This is a genomic window from Fibrobacter sp. (assembly GCA_024398965.1).
Lineage (GTDB): Bacteria > Fibrobacterota > Fibrobacteria > Fibrobacterales > Fibrobacteraceae > Fibrobacter.
Window position 1 is genome coordinate 1 of the sequence record JAKSIF010000022.1, and the last position, 16,788, is coordinate 16,788.

Annotated in this window: 14 protein-coding genes; 8 read left to right on the forward strand and 6 right to left on the reverse strand. The window is 48.2% G+C overall.

Features of this window, described 5'->3' with window-relative positions:
- Window positions 1-218 precede the first annotated feature (218 nt).
- Window positions 219-779: a GNAT family N-acetyltransferase gene (locus MJZ26_09660; GenBank protein ID MCQ2106046.1), complete on the reverse strand. Its 561-nt coding sequence runs from the start codon at window positions 777-779 to the stop codon at window positions 219-221.
- A gap of 392 nt (window positions 780-1,171) precedes the next feature.
- On the opposite strand from MJZ26_09660, the gene MJZ26_09665 reads away from it, so the two are divergent.
- The 6 genes from MJZ26_09665 to MJZ26_09690 all read left to right on the forward strand — a co-directional run bounded on the left by MJZ26_09665 (window position 1,172) and on the right by MJZ26_09690 (window position 7,879).
- Window positions 1,172-2,206: a hypothetical protein gene (locus MJZ26_09665; GenBank protein ID MCQ2106047.1), complete on the forward strand. Its 1,035-nt coding sequence runs from the start codon at window positions 1,172-1,174 to the stop codon at window positions 2,204-2,206.
- Between the two features lie 274 nt (window positions 2,207-2,480).
- On the forward strand, window positions 2,481-3,179 hold the full coding sequence (locus MJZ26_09670) for a peptidase-C39 like family protein (GenBank protein MCQ2106048.1): 699 nt from the start codon (window positions 2,481-2,483) through the stop codon (window positions 3,177-3,179).
- A 2-nt stretch (window positions 3,180-3,181) separates the two neighbouring features.
- On the forward strand, window positions 3,182-4,684 hold the full coding sequence (locus tag MJZ26_09675) for a RimK family protein (protein ID MCQ2106049.1): 1,503 nt from the start codon (window positions 3,182-3,184) through the stop codon (window positions 4,682-4,684).
- 116 nt (window positions 4,685-4,800) lie between these two features.
- Window positions 4,801-6,051 (forward strand): glutamate-cysteine ligase family protein, encoded by a 1,251-nt coding sequence (locus MJZ26_09680; protein ID MCQ2106050.1) that lies wholly within the window; start codon window positions 4,801-4,803, stop codon window positions 6,049-6,051.
- A 53-nt stretch (window positions 6,052-6,104) separates the two neighbouring features.
- Window positions 6,105-6,728 (forward strand): N-formylglutamate amidohydrolase, encoded by a 624-nt coding sequence (locus MJZ26_09685; GenBank protein ID MCQ2106051.1) that lies wholly within the window; start codon window positions 6,105-6,107, stop codon window positions 6,726-6,728.
- A 35-nt stretch (window positions 6,729-6,763) separates the two neighbouring features.
- Window positions 6,764-7,879 (forward strand): hypothetical protein, encoded by a 1,116-nt coding sequence (locus MJZ26_09690; protein MCQ2106052.1) that lies wholly within the window; start codon window positions 6,764-6,766, stop codon window positions 7,877-7,879.
- A 34-nt stretch (window positions 7,880-7,913) separates the two neighbouring features.
- Here MJZ26_09690 and MJZ26_09695 read toward each other — a convergent pair whose 3' ends face one another.
- On the reverse strand, window positions 7,914-8,579 hold the full coding sequence (locus tag MJZ26_09695; protein MCQ2106053.1) for a hypothetical protein: 666 nt from the start codon (window positions 8,577-8,579) through the stop codon (window positions 7,914-7,916).
- Between the two features lie 271 nt (window positions 8,580-8,850).
- Between MJZ26_09695 and MJZ26_09700 the strand changes: the two genes are divergently transcribed.
- The gene (locus tag MJZ26_09700) at window positions 8,851-9,804 is read left to right on the forward strand and encodes an Rpn family recombination-promoting nuclease/putative transposase (protein ID MCQ2106054.1); all 954 of its coding nucleotides are present in this window, start codon (window positions 8,851-8,853) and stop codon (window positions 9,802-9,804) included.
- A 189-nt stretch (window positions 9,805-9,993) separates the two neighbouring features.
- The gene (locus tag MJZ26_09705; protein MCQ2106055.1) at window positions 9,994-11,028 is read left to right on the forward strand and encodes a branched-chain amino acid aminotransferase; all 1,035 of its coding nucleotides are present in this window, start codon (window positions 9,994-9,996) and stop codon (window positions 11,026-11,028) included.
- A 135-nt stretch (window positions 11,029-11,163) separates the two neighbouring features.
- Here MJZ26_09705 and MJZ26_09710 read toward each other — a convergent pair whose 3' ends face one another.
- The 4 genes from MJZ26_09710 to MJZ26_09725 form a co-directional block, all read right to left on the reverse strand.
- The gene (locus tag MJZ26_09710) at window positions 11,164-11,622 is read right to left on the reverse strand and encodes a TM2 domain-containing protein (GenBank protein ID MCQ2106056.1); all 459 of its coding nucleotides are present in this window, start codon (window positions 11,620-11,622) and stop codon (window positions 11,164-11,166) included.
- An 18-nt stretch (window positions 11,623-11,640) separates the two neighbouring features.
- Window positions 11,641-13,794, reverse strand: coding sequence for an ATP-dependent RecD-like DNA helicase (locus MJZ26_09715; protein MCQ2106057.1), 2,154 nt, complete (start codon window positions 13,792-13,794; stop codon window positions 11,641-11,643).
- A gap of 123 nt (window positions 13,795-13,917) precedes the next feature.
- Complete coding sequence (locus MJZ26_09720) at window positions 13,918-15,453, reverse strand: carbon starvation protein A (GenBank protein MCQ2106058.1); 1,536 nt, start codon at window positions 15,451-15,453, stop codon at window positions 13,918-13,920.
- Window positions 15,454-15,557: 104 nt separating this feature from the next.
- Complete coding sequence (locus MJZ26_09725; protein ID MCQ2106059.1) at window positions 15,558-16,781, reverse strand: hypothetical protein; 1,224 nt, start codon at window positions 16,779-16,781, stop codon at window positions 15,558-15,560.
- Window positions 16,782-16,788 lie beyond the last annotated feature (7 nt).

The window sequence follows — 16,788 nt, forward strand, 5'->3', positions numbered from 1 at the left end:
TTCAAGGCAACTGCGAGAGGATTGTAGTTCATTTTTCGTTTCCTGTTGAAAAATTAGTTTAACCGGGGGCAATTTAGTTTTTTTTGCCCCTGCTCGCAAGGTAGGAGGGGACTTCCGTGAACTCAAAAACAGCCAAAAAACGGCAAAAAAAATGTTCTGCTTTTTCACAAACCGTAATACAATATTTGTTTGTAAGAAAAATGTGGTTTTTAGGGGGGCTACGCCACGATTTCGTTTAGGTCGTAGAACATTAGACGAGTATAAGGATTGTCGTCCCTGCCTGATCCTAGCATGCAAAATCCGTTTTTCTCGTAAAAAGGAACCGCGTTTATGTAGGCGTCCACGGTTAAAAATCTGCAACCGGATTTATTGTCTGACGTGAAGTAAGTCTTTACAAAATCCAGGAGAAATGTGCCGACGTTTTCACCTTTATATGCGTTGGATACACCAAGACGGCATAGCTTTATTGCTGGATAGCTTCTTAATCGTTTTGGTTGAGGGAATCCCTGTTGTTTTCGAAAACGGTTGAATTCGGTCTTGCTTTCAAAATCACCTAGGGCAACCTTGTCGTTGGCCATACTGAAAAATCCGATGACATCAGTGGGCGTATCCTTGTCAACAAGGACGTAGCTTACTGCCAGTAGTGATTTTCTGTAAAGGGAGGATTCCTTTAGGACAAATTCGTTGATGTCGGCATCGCCGCAGTCAAAGGACTTGACAATGCTGTTTTCATTTAGTCTGCGTATTTCAAACTTTTGGAAATCTAATGATTTTGACAAAGTTCGGCCTCCCTTCGCTGCGATTCTTCTCCACGCTTGAGCATTTCCATGCCTATCTTGAAAACCTTTTGCAGACGTTCGCGTTCTGCAGGATTTTTTTGTTTGCTTTCATGAGCGCTTCAAAGCGCCGGGCGTCTTCACCAAAAAGAATGGGTGTTTCTCTAATCGGTCGTGCCATAGCCCTCTCCTTAATAGGAATGTTTCATATAATAAAACTTTGGGGCTAGGCTAAACAGGCCAGAACCCGGCAACGCACCAAAGGGTGGTGCTCGTAATATACAAAATCAAAGAAACGTTTGTCAACAAGTACGGTGAGACAAATTCAGATTGCGTTTTAGTTTTTAGATTTTTTGTTATATTCCCTTTGAAAAGGGAATAAAATAGGAGAACATATGAATATATTCAAGAATCTTGCCGTGATGTCCATCGCCGCGATCATGCTTATTGCCTGCGGTGGCGATAATGGCTCCAGCGCCAGTGGCGACGAAATTGACTGTTCTTCCTCCAGCGAAGCCAGGAGCAGCTCCAGCTCTGCAAAGAGCAGCAGCTCTTCCAGCGTCATCCTGAGCTCATCGAGCGAAGGATCCAGTAGCTCGGCTAAGAGCAGCTCCTCTGTTGCTTCTAGCTCTAGCGCAAAGTCCTCTTCTAGCACAGCAAAGAGCAGTTCTTCTGTTGCTTCTAGTTCCAGTGCTAAGTCTTCCTCCAGTTCTGTGAAGATTTCTAGCAGCAGCTCGTACGTGCCGTTTGATCATGCAAAATTCTTGTCAAAAGCAAAGTATGAAGATGGAGTGTACAAATCTTTTGTTGACGAACGCACTGGCCGCAGCTATTACTACATCACCATTACCGGTAAGGACACCAGTCATAAAGTAAATACTGTGACCGTCATGGCTGAAAATTTGAACATCGGAGAAATGGTTCGTGGTAGAAAGAATCAGGAAGATGATTCAAAAATTGAACGATATTGCTATGATAATGACACCACCTATTGCGATAAGTACGGTGGCCTTTACCAGTGGGCTGAAATGATGGCCTTGCCTAGCCGTTGCAATACGGAAAGCTGTGCCGATTTAATCAAGGAAAATCACCAAGGAATTTGCCCCGATGGCTGGCGTTTGCTGACCTACAACGACATGTACACCATCGTACATGCTGATGGAAATAATCATGGTGTCGAGGGCGTTCGTTCTGTTCCGTTCGGTGGCTATAACACTACCGGGTACTCCCTAGTAGGCGCCGGGTATCTGTGGGATAAAAGATTTGTAAATGTAAATACAATTACATATTGGTATTATCCCGAAGAGGGTATTCCCACTAGGGGAAGAGTGTCTTCTACGAGTGATACAGGCACTGGTTTCGAGCTAAGTGCTGTTGATAAGACTAATGGTCTCTCTGTCCGTTGCGTAAAGCTAGAAACCGAAGAATAACTCCAATCTCCTAATACATCCCCAAAAAAGATTCTAGGGAACCCTCCATAGAGGGCTCCCATTCCCAAGTTTAAATGACAACCTGAAAATTCAGTCTAGCGTTTCAAAAAAACTTGCTTTTTTATCTTGTACCCCCTTGCCTAAAAATTTTAAATACCTAGCTTTATGCCTGTCCAGTCGACGACCCCGGGAAAACCTCCTGACAGCCGCCCCCTAAGGCAAATCAGGCAACTCGGGGCAATGGCGCCCTGCTAGAGCCTCCAAACAGAAGGCAATGATGGACATCAAAATTTTGCCGCAACCCGACGATGTCACCTGCGGCCCCACGAGCTTGCATGCCGTGTACGAGTATCTTGGTTACAAGATTCCCCTTAAAAAGCTAATTTCTGAAATTGAGTTCCTGGAAGAAGGTGGTACTCTCGGGGTGTTCCTGGGAATTGACGCGCTGAAGCGGGGTTTCAAGGCGACCATCCATTCTTACAATCTCAAGATTTTCGACCCTACCTGGAGTGAGCTGAAAATGCCTGAACTTCGGGGAAAGCTAACGCAGTTGCGCCGTACAAAGACTGCTCCGAAACTGCGCAAGGCCATTGAGGCGTACATCCGGTTTATCGACTTGGGCGGAACCGTCGCCATGACAGATTTGCGGGCGGCCATGTTCGAGAAATATTTCAAGAAAGGTGTTCCCGTTCTTTGCGGACTTTCGGCCACTTACCTTTACCAGTGCAAGCGAGAATACACCGACGAAAACGACCAATCCGTCTTTGACGATATTCACGGGGAGCCCTGCGGTCATTTTGTGGTGGCGTACGGTTTAGATGAAAACAAGCAGTTCCTGGTAGCGGATCCGGACTGTTCCAATCCCCTTCATAAAAGTCCCTATTACAAGGTGGACAAATTCAGATTCTTACATAGCATTCTGCTTGGGGTCATGACCTACGACGGCAACGTGCTGGTTGTTGAAAAGGTTTAATCATGAAAAAAATTATAGTCGTAAACAATCCTAAGAACTGGAAATTGAATGTTCCAGGCGTTGATGTGGTGTCCGCACAGGACTACCTGATTTCCCAGAAGTACATGGCCGACAAGAACACCCGCGTGTTCAACCTTTGCCGCGATTACAGCTACCAGAGCAAGGGCTACTACGTTTCCTTGCTGGCGGAAGCCCGCGGCCACAAGGTTATTCCTGGCGTAAAGAACATGCGTGACTTCAAGACCACCGCGGTCATCAAGCATATCTCCGATGAAATCGATAACTTGATTCAGAAGAGTCTGCACAAGCTGACCGGCACGGAATTCGTGCTGAGCATTTACTTCGGCCAGAATGTAAGCCCACAATATCTGGAACTTTCCCAGGAACTTTACAAGCTGTTCCAGGCTCCGTTGCTTCGTGCCAAGTTCGTGTTTAAGCAGAAGTGGTTTATTCAGAGCATTCGCCCCATTTGTGTAGATGAAATTCCCGAAGCCCACATGGAAATGGTGAACAAGTTTGCCCAGGAATACTTTACCAAGAACCGCTACGCCAGCGCCCCCGATGAAGACTACCTGTATGATTTGGCCATCCTTACGAACCCCGATGAAAAGGAGCCGCCCAGTAACAAGGAGGCGATTCAGAATTTTATCAAGGCCGCAGAGGAAACAGGTTTCCGTGTTGAAATGATCACCAAGAAGGATTACGCCCGCGTCGGTGAATTTGATGCTTTGTTTATTCGCGAAACCACAAACGTCAATCATTATACTTACAGTTTTGCCCGTCGCGCCCAGTCCCTTGGAATTGCTGTAATTGATGATCCTGATAGCATATTACGTTGTTCTAATAAGGTGTATTTGCAGGAGCTGATGCAGGCTGCAAAAATCCATTCGCCAAAGACCATTATCGCACATTCTGAAAACCGCCACACGCTTGCCAAGGAAATCGGATTCCCTATGGTTATCAAGTCTCCGGATTCCAGTTTTTCTATGGGTGTGAAAAAGGCCTGCAATAAGGAAGAACTGGACAAGATTCTGGACCAGATGTTTGAACATAGTGACCTGCTCATTGCCCAGGAATTTACTCCCACGGATTTTGACTGGAGAATCGGCGTTCTGGATGGCAAGCCTCTTTACGCCTGCAAGTATTACATGGCAAAAGACCACTGGCAGATTTACAACTGGGAAAGTAAGGACAAGGATGAAATCTGCGGAATGTTTGATTGCCTGCCCATCGAAAGTGTGCCCCATGGAATTGTGAAAACGGCCTTGAAAATTTGCAGCATGATTGGTAACGGCTTGTACGGCGTGGATCTTAAAGAATGGAAGGGGGAGCCCATCGTAGTCGAAGTCAATGACAACCCCAGCATTGACGCAGGGATAGAAGATCAGGTGGGCAAGAAGAAAATTTACACCGCTGTCATGCGCTCTCTGCGTCACCGCATCGAAGACCGCCTGAATGCAGCACAACAAAAAATCCTTCAACACGAAAGAGAGTTTTACCTGTAGGAATAAGGGTGCACTGAATACGTCATCCTGAATGGAGCGCAGCGAAATGAAGGATCCAGTGAAATGCCTTATGGATTCTTCGGCATTGCGCTCAGAATGACGAGTGGAGAATAATTATGAACGCATACAAACTTTGGCAAAAATACGGCATCGAGATGGAATACATGATCGTTGACCGTGATACTTTGGATGTTCTCCCTCGTGCTGATGTGCCCCTGGGACAGGACAAGAACGGTGAACAGCTTTCCGACGTGGAACATGGTCCCATCGGACTTTCCAACGAATTGGTAAGCCATGTGCTGGAACTGAAATGCGCCAATCCCGTGGATTCCTTGAAGAACTTGGGCAAGACTTTTCATAAGGAAATTCTTGTTGCTAACGAAAAACTGAAATCCATTAACGCAATGCTTTTGCCAAGTGCGGCCCACCCCTTTATGGATCCTGCGACCATGCAGTTGTGGCCCTACGATTGCAATGAAATTTACGAGACGTATGACCGCATTTTCAACTGCAAGGGCCATGGCTGGGCTAACTTGCAGAGTACCCACATTAATTTGAGTTTTAACGGTGACGAAGAATTCGGAAAACTCCATGCCGCCATCCGTGCGCTGCTGCCCTTGATTCCTGCAATCGCTGCGTCTAGCCCGTTTTTGGATGGAAAGTACTGCGGTTACCTGGATGGACGTATTGAAACTTATCGCCACAATCAGGATCGGGTTCCTAGCATTGCGGGGCTTGTAATTCCTGAGGCCGCATTCACTTATGACGAATACAACCAGCAGATTTTCGAGAAGGTGAAGGCCGACATCGCCCCCTACGACACGGAACATTTGCTGAATCATTTCTTCTTGAATAGCCGTGGTGCCATCGCCCGCTTTGACCGTGGAGCCATTGAAATTCGTCTGGTGGATATTCAGGAATGCCCTGATGCGGATATCGCCATCGCCGAATGGGAAGTGGCAGCCTTGAAGGGGATGGTGGAAGGTGCTTTTAGCGGAGCATCTCTTGATGCAATTTCAAAGAAGGTTCGTGCTTTGGATACTGCCGCCCTCGCAAAGATCTTGCTGGACACCACCCGCTTTGCAGAAAAGACCATTATCCGCGACAAGGCTTTCTTGAATGTGTGGGGCATTGACGCAAGTGAAATCACCGCTGGCGAAATCGTGCAGCATATTTTCCAGGTGGTCAAGGGAAAAATCTCAGGACACTCCCAGGAATTGCTCCGCAAAATGTTCAAGCGCGGGACCCTCGCAAGCGCCTTGGTAAAGAACGTTGGCGCAGACCCAGGCCGCGACGATTTCGTATGCGAATACGGACGCCTTGCCCGCTGCCTTGCCGAGAATGAACTGTATGACGCTGAAGAATAAACCCTGTGTCATCCTGAGCGAAGCGCGGAGCGCGAAGTCGAAGGATCTAATGCATGTCTCAAAATGATTTCAAATTGATGATCACCTGCGAGCACGCCAGCAACGAATTGCCTGCCCGGGTGAAGGACTTGCGAATCTCCCAAGAAGATCTCGATTCTCACCGAGGTTACGACATCGGCGCCTTCGCTGTGTACGAAGAACTTGTGTCAAAGTTCAAACCGGATTTCTACAGCTCTGGGCGCTACTCCCGACTTTTTGTGGACTTGAATCGTAGCTTGCGGAATAACAAGTTCGCGAGCCCCGCGGGAATCGCCTATCACGAATCCTACTGGGGTGAAGTGGAAAAATTCGTGGCGCAGAACTTACCCGAAAAGGAGAGTGCTTCGCCTGCAATCGTGCACTTGGCCATCCACAGTTTTACTCCGGAGTTAAACGGCATCGTCCGAAATGCGGATATTGGTATTCTTTACGACCCTAGCCGCTCGGCAGAAAAAGCTTACGCTGATGTTATCGTGGACGAGATTCTCCGCGATTACCCGCAGTACAAGGTACGTCGCAACTATCCTTACCTGGGTAAAACCGATGGCCTGTGTACTGCCCTCCGCAAGAAATTCGACCCCCACAAAACAGGCTGTTATGTGGGCTTTGAAATAGAAATCAACCAGAAATTGCTGTAGATTATTATCTTTCTTGAGAGAATATTAGGAGTGTTATGAAAAAATTATTCTCAAGAAACATTCTGAACGTGACGAAATTCGCCGCAGTTTCCTTTGCGATGCTCGCGGCTCTGCTTATTGCCTGCGGCGACGATAATGGCTCCAGCGCTACGGATGAGGGGACGGGCAGTTCCAGCACTAATGAAGATCCAATCCTTTCGTCATCATCGAATCTTGAGCCTGTAGCGTATTCCTCCTGCAGCTTCGTCCAGTTGCGTGAAGATACAGAGGATTCCTCTCGCCTGACCATTTATCGATTCCTGTATCCCCGCGCAGACATGTCCTTAGATACGGGCTATTTCAATGGTCACGAATGCAGCGTCGAAATGGACGGAAAGTTTAGTTGTATGCAAAGGTCCTGTGTTCCCGTTGAAGGTGGTCAAATTGATATCCCGCAAAGTTATGGCATTCTTGCTGTTGACGCAAAAAATAGAGATGGTGGATATAGTGAGTATTTCTACACCAGCACAGATATAACGCGACTGGTGGATATAAACTTTGGCGATAGCGCGCTTACTACATTCATTCCGTTTGCTGACATTCCCGAGTTTGATAGGGATGGCATCTTGGAACAACTCTCTGCTTTACCTGCCGAGCCATGTTCAACTTTATTTCGTTTTGAAGGAAATTATCTATTGCAGGCGGATGGATTGCCTGAAGGAATTGTACTTTATCGCGATGGTCAGGGAATTAAGGGGCGTGGAGATTCTCGGGAATACTATTCGGCTTTATTCCCGAAGGATGAATTGGCCACCGTAAAGGCGCGCATTTATGAGGTTGGTCAAGGTGAAAAGTCTTCTTACAACAAACTCATGGAAGGATGTTACAGTGAACTGAAATATGCTCCAGATAGAGGACTTGATATCTCCAACCAAACGATTAAAGCAGAGATTAATGATTTTGGCTGCGGCGTTGTGTCGACATCCTATAAAACGGCTATGTTGGCTGGACTTTGTGAAGGCTGGAAAATCCCCGAAGACGCAAAGGTGTTTTCCTATCGCCTAATCAACATTTCTGACAAGGTCCCTGAAAATCCTGTCCAGTGGAAATTGACCTATATGGATCAGTATGGCCGAGGTGGCTCCTTGGATATTGTCACCCAATTTGAATAGGCAAAAATCTCAAATTTTAATTTAGCAGTTTTATTTAACGTACTCCTTTTAGTTGAAGTGTTGGTTGTTTGTTCTCTATAACGACATTTGATGAGCTCTTAATGGGATGGGTGCCATTGACGAAATAGGACTCTTTTTTCTGCAACTTTTTAGTATTCTCTTTTTTTATTGAATTTATTTTAGCTGAATAGTTGCAATCTGAAGGCATCTTAGGAAATGGAGCAAAACGAAGACTGCCGTCATCTTGATATTGACAAGAAATTGAATATTTTCCCGTGCATAAACCAGATTTGATATGGCAAAATGCATTATAATTCGCCCCTTTATACAATATTAGGAAATTGCTGGACGCTCGCAAATCTTTCCGATAAATGGAATCGAATGAAATCGAGTCGTTATTAAATAGTATGAACTCTTTTATATCGATTGTATCGATGGTGTCCCATGTGTTAAGATGCTTTGCCCACAATGAGTCTTCTGCCGGATTTGATTCATCGAAAAAATGAATAGAGTAACCTGTGACAGAAATATGTTTTTCTTCCCAATCAATAATGTTGCCGATAGAATCTGTTATAGGAAATGTATCGTCAAAACCGTTATCGGTGCAGCTTATTGACAATACAACATCTTGATTGATTTCTGTAGAGCGTATTTGGACAAGCGAGTCTTGTCCAAATGCGTAGGATGTTCCACAGTTCATCGATGTGTATGAACTCCATGTTTTCGCTTGTAAAAGAGAAATTGAAAAAATAAGAATCAATAGTATTGGTTTCATTTTTTTTTGAAAGAGCTATAACGAGATGTTGCAAAAACGGCGTTTCCGACTGAAGTAAATATACAAATTGAGGATTCCCATTTTTACAATTATTTTACATAAAATCATGCAACATTTCCTCGTTCAAAACGTGTTATAGTATGTAGGGCGAAACCGCCTTGCGCTATTGCGGGGGCGTTCCCGCCGGGATAAAACTATGGCAACTTTTGAGGAAAAAGTCGAAAAGCAAGTTGAAATTTTAAAGCAGCATACGTTCCTGGATCCGACCCGGGACAGGGTCTTCAAGGAAATCTTTTCGAAGGATGCGACTCTAATCCATTTCTTGAACGCAATCTTGCACCTGCCCGAGGAACGCAAAATCGTGAGTATCGAACGCAAGAAGCCTGCGTCGACGTTGACTTCCGCAATCGATGTGGAGGAGGTCCGCTTTGACGTACACGCGAAGCTCAACAATGAAGAATACGTGGATCTGGAGATGCAGCGGGCGACTCACGAGGATTTTGTGGACCGTGTGGAGCTTTATGCAAGTCAGCTCTCCATCGAATCCAAGATTCACTTTGACAGCCAGCGCACCGAGACCGAGAAGGAGGATCACCCCTACCTGATGCCCACCACCTACAGCATCTGGATCTGCAATTTCCCGGTCCGCTTTTGCGAATGCTACCGTGAGGAACTGGGACTCTTCCGTTTTTCCAGCCTGGGCAACCCTGACGCCTTGCCTGTATATGATAAAAAAAGGTATATTATCGTGGATTTGAGCAAGGTGGATGCGAAGGTCTTGAACCTGAACACCGCCGAGACGGAATGGCTGGAACTCTTCACCAGGATGGCTTCTGCGAAGGATGCCCCCAAGACGAAGGATCCCGTCATTGCGGATGTCTACCGCCGGATGATGGTGAACGCCCTCGAGAAGAATTTTATCAAGGAGATTGCAGCAGGTATGGTCACAGAGGCTGAAATCAAGACACGAATCGGAACCGCCCGCCGCGAAGGCCGTGAAGAAGGCCGCGACGAAGCGAGACTGGGTGACGCCGAAGCGCTCCTTCGTTACGGAGATTCCGTAGAAAAAGTTTCCCTGGTTCTCAAGTTGCCTCTTGAAAAGGTACAGGAACTGGCAAGTAAGATTGCCTCCGGGAATGCGAAACGCTAATTCTGTTCTTGAACATTGACGATAAGGCTCCGATGGTTTATCGGGGCTTTTATCGTGAATTGTTTGTAATGAACTCCAAAAAGCATCGTTTTTTCAATAATTTTTGTTCGTTTTCTCAAGACTTTTATAAATTTCAAGCAGAAATTTTTTAACTCTGGCGCCTTGTGACGCCTTATAAAAGGTCGCAATATGCAGATTGATTTGAATAACGTGGATTGGAAGACTCTCCCCTTCGGTTACTCCGACACCGATTACAACGTTCGTTGCTACTACCGCAATGGTCAGTGGGGCAAGATTGAAGTCTCCTCCGACAAGAACATCAGCATTCACATGGCCGCTACCTGCCTCCACTACGGTCAGGAAGGTTTCGAAGGCCTGAAGGCTTACACCGGCAAGGATGGCAAGGTCCGTCTGTTCCGCGTGGATGAAAACGCAAAGCGCATGCAGAGCACTGCAAACCGCGTCCTCATGGCTGTTCCGCCTATCGAACTTTTCCGCGAAATGGCTCACCTGGTAACCAAGCTGAACGCTCGCTTCGTTCCGCCCTATGGCCATGGCGCAACCCTTTACATCCGCCCGCTCCTCATCGGTACTGGCGCAGAAGTTGGCGTGAAGCCTTCTGACGAATACCTGTTCATGATGTTCGTCTGCCCGGTTGGCCCCTACTTCAAGGACGGCTTCAAGCCCGTTGACATGATGATCAGCCGTAACTACGACCGTGCCGCTCCTCAGGGTACCGGTACTGTGAAGGTTGGCGGTAACTACGCTGCATCCCTCCAGTCTCTTGCCGAAGCCAAGAAGCTGGGCTACTCCAGCACCATCTATCTGGATGCCAAGGAAAAGAAGTACATCGACGAATGCGGTCCGGCAAACTTCTTCGGTATCAAGGGCAAGTCCTACATTACCCCGAAGTCCGAATCCATCTTGCCGTCTATCACCAACAAGAGCTTGCAGCAGCTGGCTGAATACCTTGGCTACACTGTTGAAAAGCGTCCGGTGGCTTTCGAAGAACTGGCTGAATTCTCTGAAACTGCAGAATGCGGTACCGCAGCTGTGATCACCCCGATCAAGAAGATCGTGGACCCTGTTGCCGGCAAGGAATTCACCTACGGCGATGGCAAGAATCCGGGCCCTGTCTGCACCGAACTCTTCACCAAGTACACCGCTATCCAGTTCGGCGAAGCTGAAGACCCGTTCGGCTGGACTGAAGTGGTCGACCTGTAATAGGCTCGAGGCTCCAGGCACGAGGTTCCGGGCTTCTGGCCCAAGGAATTCTCAAAAATTTAAAAGGCTCGCGATGAATGTCGCGGGTCTTTTTTTGCATATTGAATGCGCAGGATCTGTTTTGTATAAACGATCCTAGAAGACTTTCAAGAACCTTAGAAGCTGAGTAAGAAAGATGGAAAAAACAGCGATGTTGACTGCCGCCATGACAAGGCCTACTTTCTTGCACCAGGGGCAGGGTGCGAGCTTCATTCCGTTTTGGGTTGTGTAGGTTCCGTTGCCGATTTTGTATAGATCGATTAGGTTCCAAATGACGGAGATGAATGCGGTAATGCCGATGATGGTGCAAACCAGTTTGATGATGCCGTTACGATTGTTGCCGCAGAAGAAATCGTGAACGCCTAAGGTTCCCATGATGATGGAAAGTATGGCAACGAGGCTTGCTTTATCCTGGGGTGTTGCCGTGGTTCCGTCCAACGTCTTTACCATGGATTCGGTAAGAATTTGCTTAGGCTCTTTTGGCTTGCAGGATTTTTTCCGCGGAGTTTCTACGGGAAAACTCATCTCAAGATTGTTGTCGTCTTTTTCCATCATGAGATAAAGTGTAGAATTTTAGGAAAGCCTTTCGGTAAGCCGTGTGTAGCGGCGGGTGCTGCGGACGTTGCGAACGGCCTGGTGGAAGGCTCCAGGGGCTGAAAGAATCCACACGTGTCCCTTGGCGCGGGTAATTGCAGTGTAGATCAGGTTTCTTTGGAGCATTACGTAGTGGCTGGAGTCAAGAACTACAACTACTGCGGGGTATTCGCTGCCCTGGCTTTTGTGGATGGTGCAGGCGTAGGCGAGGGTCAGTTCCTCCATTTCATCGTCTTCGTAATCAACAACCTTGTCATCATAGAAAACGGTGATTTTCTTGTTGATGGCATCAACTTTCCAGATGATACCCACGTCGCCGTTGAAGACGTTCTTTTCGTAGTTGTTCTTGATCTGCATAACGCGATCTCCCTGGCTCCATTCAACACCCATCATCTTGTGACGGGGAACGCCGGGGTTTAAAAGCCCCTGCAGGAACGGGTTCAACTCAAAGATGCCAAGAGGGCCTTTTCGCATGGGAACAAGAACTTGCATTTGTTCCTTGAGATTGATGTCCAGTTTGCTTTTGATGCCTGTGGCAATGAGTTGCTGCAGGTATTTTTTGCATTCCTCGTCGGTCTCGAAGGGCATGAAATGAAAGTTGGGACCGTCCAGCGGGGCGGGGGTAATGCCCTGGTTTATCTTGGCTGCCTTATCGGCGATGTCGTTGTCGCCAGCTTGACGGAAAATGTGCTGCAGGCGGATGCTTGGAATGCTTGGCGTTCGGAGTAGGTCGTTCAACACGTTGCCTGGGCCCACGCTTGGCAACTGGTCTGCATCCCCTACGAAAATAATACGGGTCCTGCAGCTGACCGCTTCCAGCAAAGAAGCGCAAAGCCAGGTGTCCACCATACTGAATTCGTCTACCACCAGGAGGGAACAGTCCAGCTTGTTCTGGTCGTTTTTGGAAAATTTCTTGGATACAGGATCCACTTCCAGTAAGCGATGGATTGTGCTCGCCTTTTCGCCGCAGCAGTCTCCCATGCGCTTGGCGGCGCGGCCTGTAGGGGCGGCAAGCAGGATGCTTTCCCCAAGCTTTCGTGCCAGGTGGAGAATGCCCTTCAGGATGGTTGTCTTACCGGTTCCGGGGCCGCCTGTAATGATAAAGACCCTGTGGCTCAACGCCTGGATGATTGCTTCTCGCTGGATGGGGTGGAAGGCGAACTTCTGTTCCTGTTCCCAGTCGCGGAGCTCGCGGTTGACAAAGTCAGCGCTGACGGATTCGGTGACAAAGTCCTCCATCTGGGACTTGACGCAGTCGGCAATCTTTTGCTCGGCGTTAAATAGTGGGGGGAAGAAACAGTCGTCATTGACGCGGCGGATTCTTCCGACGTTGCAGGTCTTTTCAAAAATATCCAGCAGGCGATTGATGGAGTCTTCGTCCTCCATCTCGATTCGCATGTTCTTGATGGTGCGGGAAAGAAGCGCTTCTCGCGGCAGGTAGGTGTGGCCGTCGGTGAGTGAAGCTTCTTGCAGAGTGTAAAGCAGCGCTTCCTCCAGACGCATGGGGCTGTCCTTTGGAATGCCTACCTTCATGGCGATTTCGTCTGCCTTCAGAAAACCGATGCCGTAGACTTCTTCGCAGAGAATGTAGGGATTCTCCCGAAGTTTCTCTATTGTTCCCTGGCCGAACTTCATCCAGATTTTTTTTGCGACACTTCCGACAATTCCATGGCTGTAGAGGAACATCATGGTGTCGCGGCTATGTCGGGTCTCCTGCCATCGGGCAAGAAATATTTCCACCTTGGATTTGGGAAGCCCCTTGATTTTTACGCTGCGGAAACGTTCTGGATCGTTGTCCAAAATATCAAAGGTTTCTTCGCCGAAAATGTCAAAAATATTCTGGGCTGTCTTGGGACCAACGCCGGGGCAGATTCCGCTTCCCAGGTAGGTGACGATGTCCATGTCGTCGGCGGAGGAAACCATTTCGAAATGGTCGCATTTAAACTGCTTGCCGTACTTGGGATGACTGCCCCAGTCTCCGGTGAACTTGATTTTTTCGCCTACGTTCAGCTCTGGCAAGGTTCCGGTGACCACCACCACTTTCTTGGACTCATCGTCCACCAGCCGCAAGACGGTAAAGCCATTTTGCGGGCTGTGAAATGTAATGGATTTTACGGTCCCCTGGATATGCATAGTTTATAGGATAAAGGTTAAAGGATAAAGGTTATAGGTTAAAGGATAATGATTTTCCTTTACGCTTTAACCTTTCTGCTTTAGGCTAAATGATCCTTTCCGCTTTATCCTTTAATCTTTCCGCTATTTCGGCTGGTAGTTATTCTTGACGTCTTGAGAATCGTTCCACTTGTCCGGATCGAAATTGTCCATCTTGGAGAGCTTCTTGCCGCGCTTTACAAGCCAAACGCCCAAGGCGATTGCGATGAATATTGCCAGGGCCCTAGCGGTATTGTAGTCCAGACCGAAGCCTACGGGAGCGCCCTTCAGGTTGGTGGGGCTTACCCATAGAATGTAATCTGCGGTAATGAAGGTCATGAACATGCAGGGCAGAAGGGCGATCCAGAAATTCTTGCTCTTGCTGCGGAGATAGACTGCTGTAACGCAGAGGCTGCATACGGCCATGAGCTGGTTGCTCCAGCTGAAGTAATTCCACAGGATGTTGAAGCCTTCCTTGTCCAGGTTGCTCCAGAAGATGATGGCAAGGCAGATGGCGAACATGGGTACGGTCAGAAGCAGGCGGTTCTTGGTAGAAGCCTGGTCGATGCCGAACAGTTCTGCGATGGTCAGACGAAGGCTTCTGAGGCTTGTGTCGCCGCTAGTGATAGCAAGGACGATAACGCCAATGACCACCAGAACAGAAATGGGAGCGAAGGGCAGAACGTCGGAAACCAGGGTGCTCAAAACCTTGACGCCGCTGGCGCCGGTAATCAGTTCCGGGAACTTGTGGTAGATGTACATGCCGCCTGCAGCCCAGATCATGCCGATAAGGCCTTCCAGAATCATCATGCCGTAGAAAGTCTGACGGCCGGTCTTTTCGGTAAATTCAGTGCGGGCCACCAGAGGGCTCTGGGTGCTGTGGAAACCGCTAATGATACCGCAGGCGATTGTCACGAACAGCATGGGGAGAATGGGCTGGTGAGCAGGATGCTGGGTGAAGTTGCTGCCAAAGTCGCTAAAGTTGATGTTGTCCAGAACGTTCAGGTTCGGGGCAATGCCAATAAGAATTGCGACGGATGCGAGAATCAAAAGACCGCCAAAGATGGGGTAGATGCGGCCGATGATCTTGTCGATAGGGAAGAAGGTGCTAAGGAAATAGTAAATGAAAATGCAAGCCACGGCTACCCAGAACAGAGTGGGAGAAACGGCGTTGCCGACAAGAATCGGGGTGTTGATCAGCTGGGCGGGAGTGTTGGTGAAAACGGCGCCAACCAGGATCAATGCCACGGAAATCAATGTCATGACAATCTTGGACGGTCCCTTGCCCAAAAATTTGCGAGAAAGTGCGGGCACGTTGTAACCATTGTTACGCATGCTTACCATGCCGCTGAAGTAATCGTGAACGGCGCCGCCTAAGACGTTTCCCAGCGGCAGAAGAATGAAGACAATGGCTCCGAACTTGATGCCAAGAATCACGCCAATGACAGGACCGATACCGGCGATGTTCAAAAGCTGGATCAGCATGTTCTTCCAGTGGGGGAGAACCAGACGGTCTACGCCATCGGGATTTTCAAGTGCAGGCGGTTTGCGGTCGTCGGGACCGAATACCTTTTCAACGAATTTTCCGTAAGTGAAGTAGCCTCCAATAAGGATGGCAACGCCAATAAGGAATGTAATCATCTTTATGCCTTCTTTTATGATTGAAAAATGAAATATGAAAAGGGAAAAATAATTTTATAGTCGCGGCGTAGCCGCCTTTTGCATCATTTTTAAACTTTCATCATTCATTCTTCATTATTTGTTTCGTCATCAGAAAAATCGCTGTATGCGTCATCTGCTTGATTACGGGTAGAGTTGTTTTCGGATTCAGAGGTTTCGTCGTTGCTTGAATCAGCCACTTCTTCCTGAACCTCTTCCTTGGTTTCCACCTTGTCGTTCTTTGCTCCGCGAACGTATCCCTTTTCCTGTGCGATTTCATCGGGAGTCTTGTCGGTGCCAATCTGCTGCTTGAAGTACAGAACGTTGGTGGTAAAGCTGGACTTGCCGGCGTAATCAAAGCCGAGAACCGGGTGGAAGCTGGAGCCGATCTGGAAGGCTACGGCGAGGCTAAAGCGGAATCCGTTGTTGCCCTTGACTGTAATGTCGGGGTTGATTGTCTGGCCATAGTAGGCGCCGGGGCCACCGGTAAGCTTATCCTTTGCCATGCAGGTAATGCTTCCGCTGGATTCCAATTCGGCGGACTGATAGCCAAGAGACATCATCACTTCCACAAAGCTGACAGGCTTGTAGCCGATGACCAGGGAAAAATTGAGGGTGGAAATATCCAGGTCCATCTGACCTTCGTAATCTTCGGGCTGGTAGCCGATGCTGCTGGAGTTGTAGCCGAACACCAAGCTCACATTCAGACCCTGGGCTGCAGGCGGCAACATGTACTGGAACAGATGGCCGAAGCTGTACTGCAAACCGAAACCGAGTTCGCTAAAGCCCTTCAGCTCGCTAATAGCGGGAAGCCACATGCCTCGCAGTACGACTCGGGCATGGAACATGCTTCCTGCCAGCTGCAGGTAGGGGTACGTGAAAACGCCAAGTCCGTTCAAGGTCTCGTTACCGTAGACGCGTCCGTCGTAGGGCTGGGTCATGTCATGATGGTCGCCGAAGATGGTGGGATTTTCCATCTTGACTACAGGATTGAACGGATCGCCTGTTTGAAGGCTTTCGTTGAAAGTCTTGTCGTCATCGCCAATGGGAATAAGGGAGATGGGAAGGCCTGCTTCAAAAACGGGGCTCTTAGGAACTTCTGCACTGACGTACCAGTTGCTGTTCAGAACGTTGCCCAGGTTGGCGATGATTGGCTTCACGTAGCCGGGGCGATTGCCGAGACCGGGAATCTTGCTGTCGAATGCAGCCATGGATTCGAATGTAGATGCCCACCCGTTTTCATCCATGGCGAAGGCTGCTGTGGATGCGCAGAGTGCTATAACTGAAGTCCATTTTACAAAGTTTTTCATAGGTTCC

Coding starts and splice junctions, on each gene's coding strand:
- MJZ26_09665 (MCQ2106047.1), top strand. CDS start 1,172: ATGAATATATTCAAGAATCTTGCCGTGATGTCCATCGCCGCGATCATG.
- MJZ26_09670 (MCQ2106048.1), top strand. CDS start 2,481: ATGATGGACATCAAAATTTTGCCGCAACCCGACGATGTCACCTGCGGC.
- MJZ26_09675 (MCQ2106049.1), top strand. CDS start 3,182: ATGAAAAAAATTATAGTCGTAAACAATCCTAAGAACTGGAAATTGAAT.
- MJZ26_09680 (MCQ2106050.1), top strand. CDS start 4,801: ATGAACGCATACAAACTTTGGCAAAAATACGGCATCGAGATGGAATAC.
- MJZ26_09685 (MCQ2106051.1), top strand. CDS start 6,105: ATGTCTCAAAATGATTTCAAATTGATGATCACCTGCGAGCACGCCAGC.
- MJZ26_09690 (MCQ2106052.1), top strand. CDS start 6,764: ATGAAAAAATTATTCTCAAGAAACATTCTGAACGTGACGAAATTCGCC.
- MJZ26_09695 (MCQ2106053.1), bottom strand. CDS start 8,579: ATGAACTGTGGAACATCCTACGCATTTGGACAAGACTCGCTTGTCCAA.
- MJZ26_09700 (MCQ2106054.1), top strand. CDS start 8,851: ATGGCAACTTTTGAGGAAAAAGTCGAAAAGCAAGTTGAAATTTTAAAG.
- MJZ26_09705 (MCQ2106055.1), top strand. CDS start 9,994: ATGCAGATTGATTTGAATAACGTGGATTGGAAGACTCTCCCCTTCGGT.
- MJZ26_09710 (MCQ2106056.1), bottom strand. CDS start 11,622: ATGATGGAAAAAGACGACAACAATCTTGAGATGAGTTTTCCCGTAGAA.
- MJZ26_09715 (MCQ2106057.1), bottom strand. CDS start 13,794: ATGCATATCCAGGGGACCGTAAAATCCATTACATTTCACAGCCCGCAA.
- MJZ26_09720 (MCQ2106058.1), bottom strand. CDS start 15,453: ATGATTACATTCCTTATTGGCGTTGCCATCCTTATTGGAGGCTACTTC.
- MJZ26_09725 (MCQ2106059.1), bottom strand. CDS start 16,781: ATGAAAAACTTTGTAAAATGGACTTCAGTTATAGCACTCTGCGCATCC.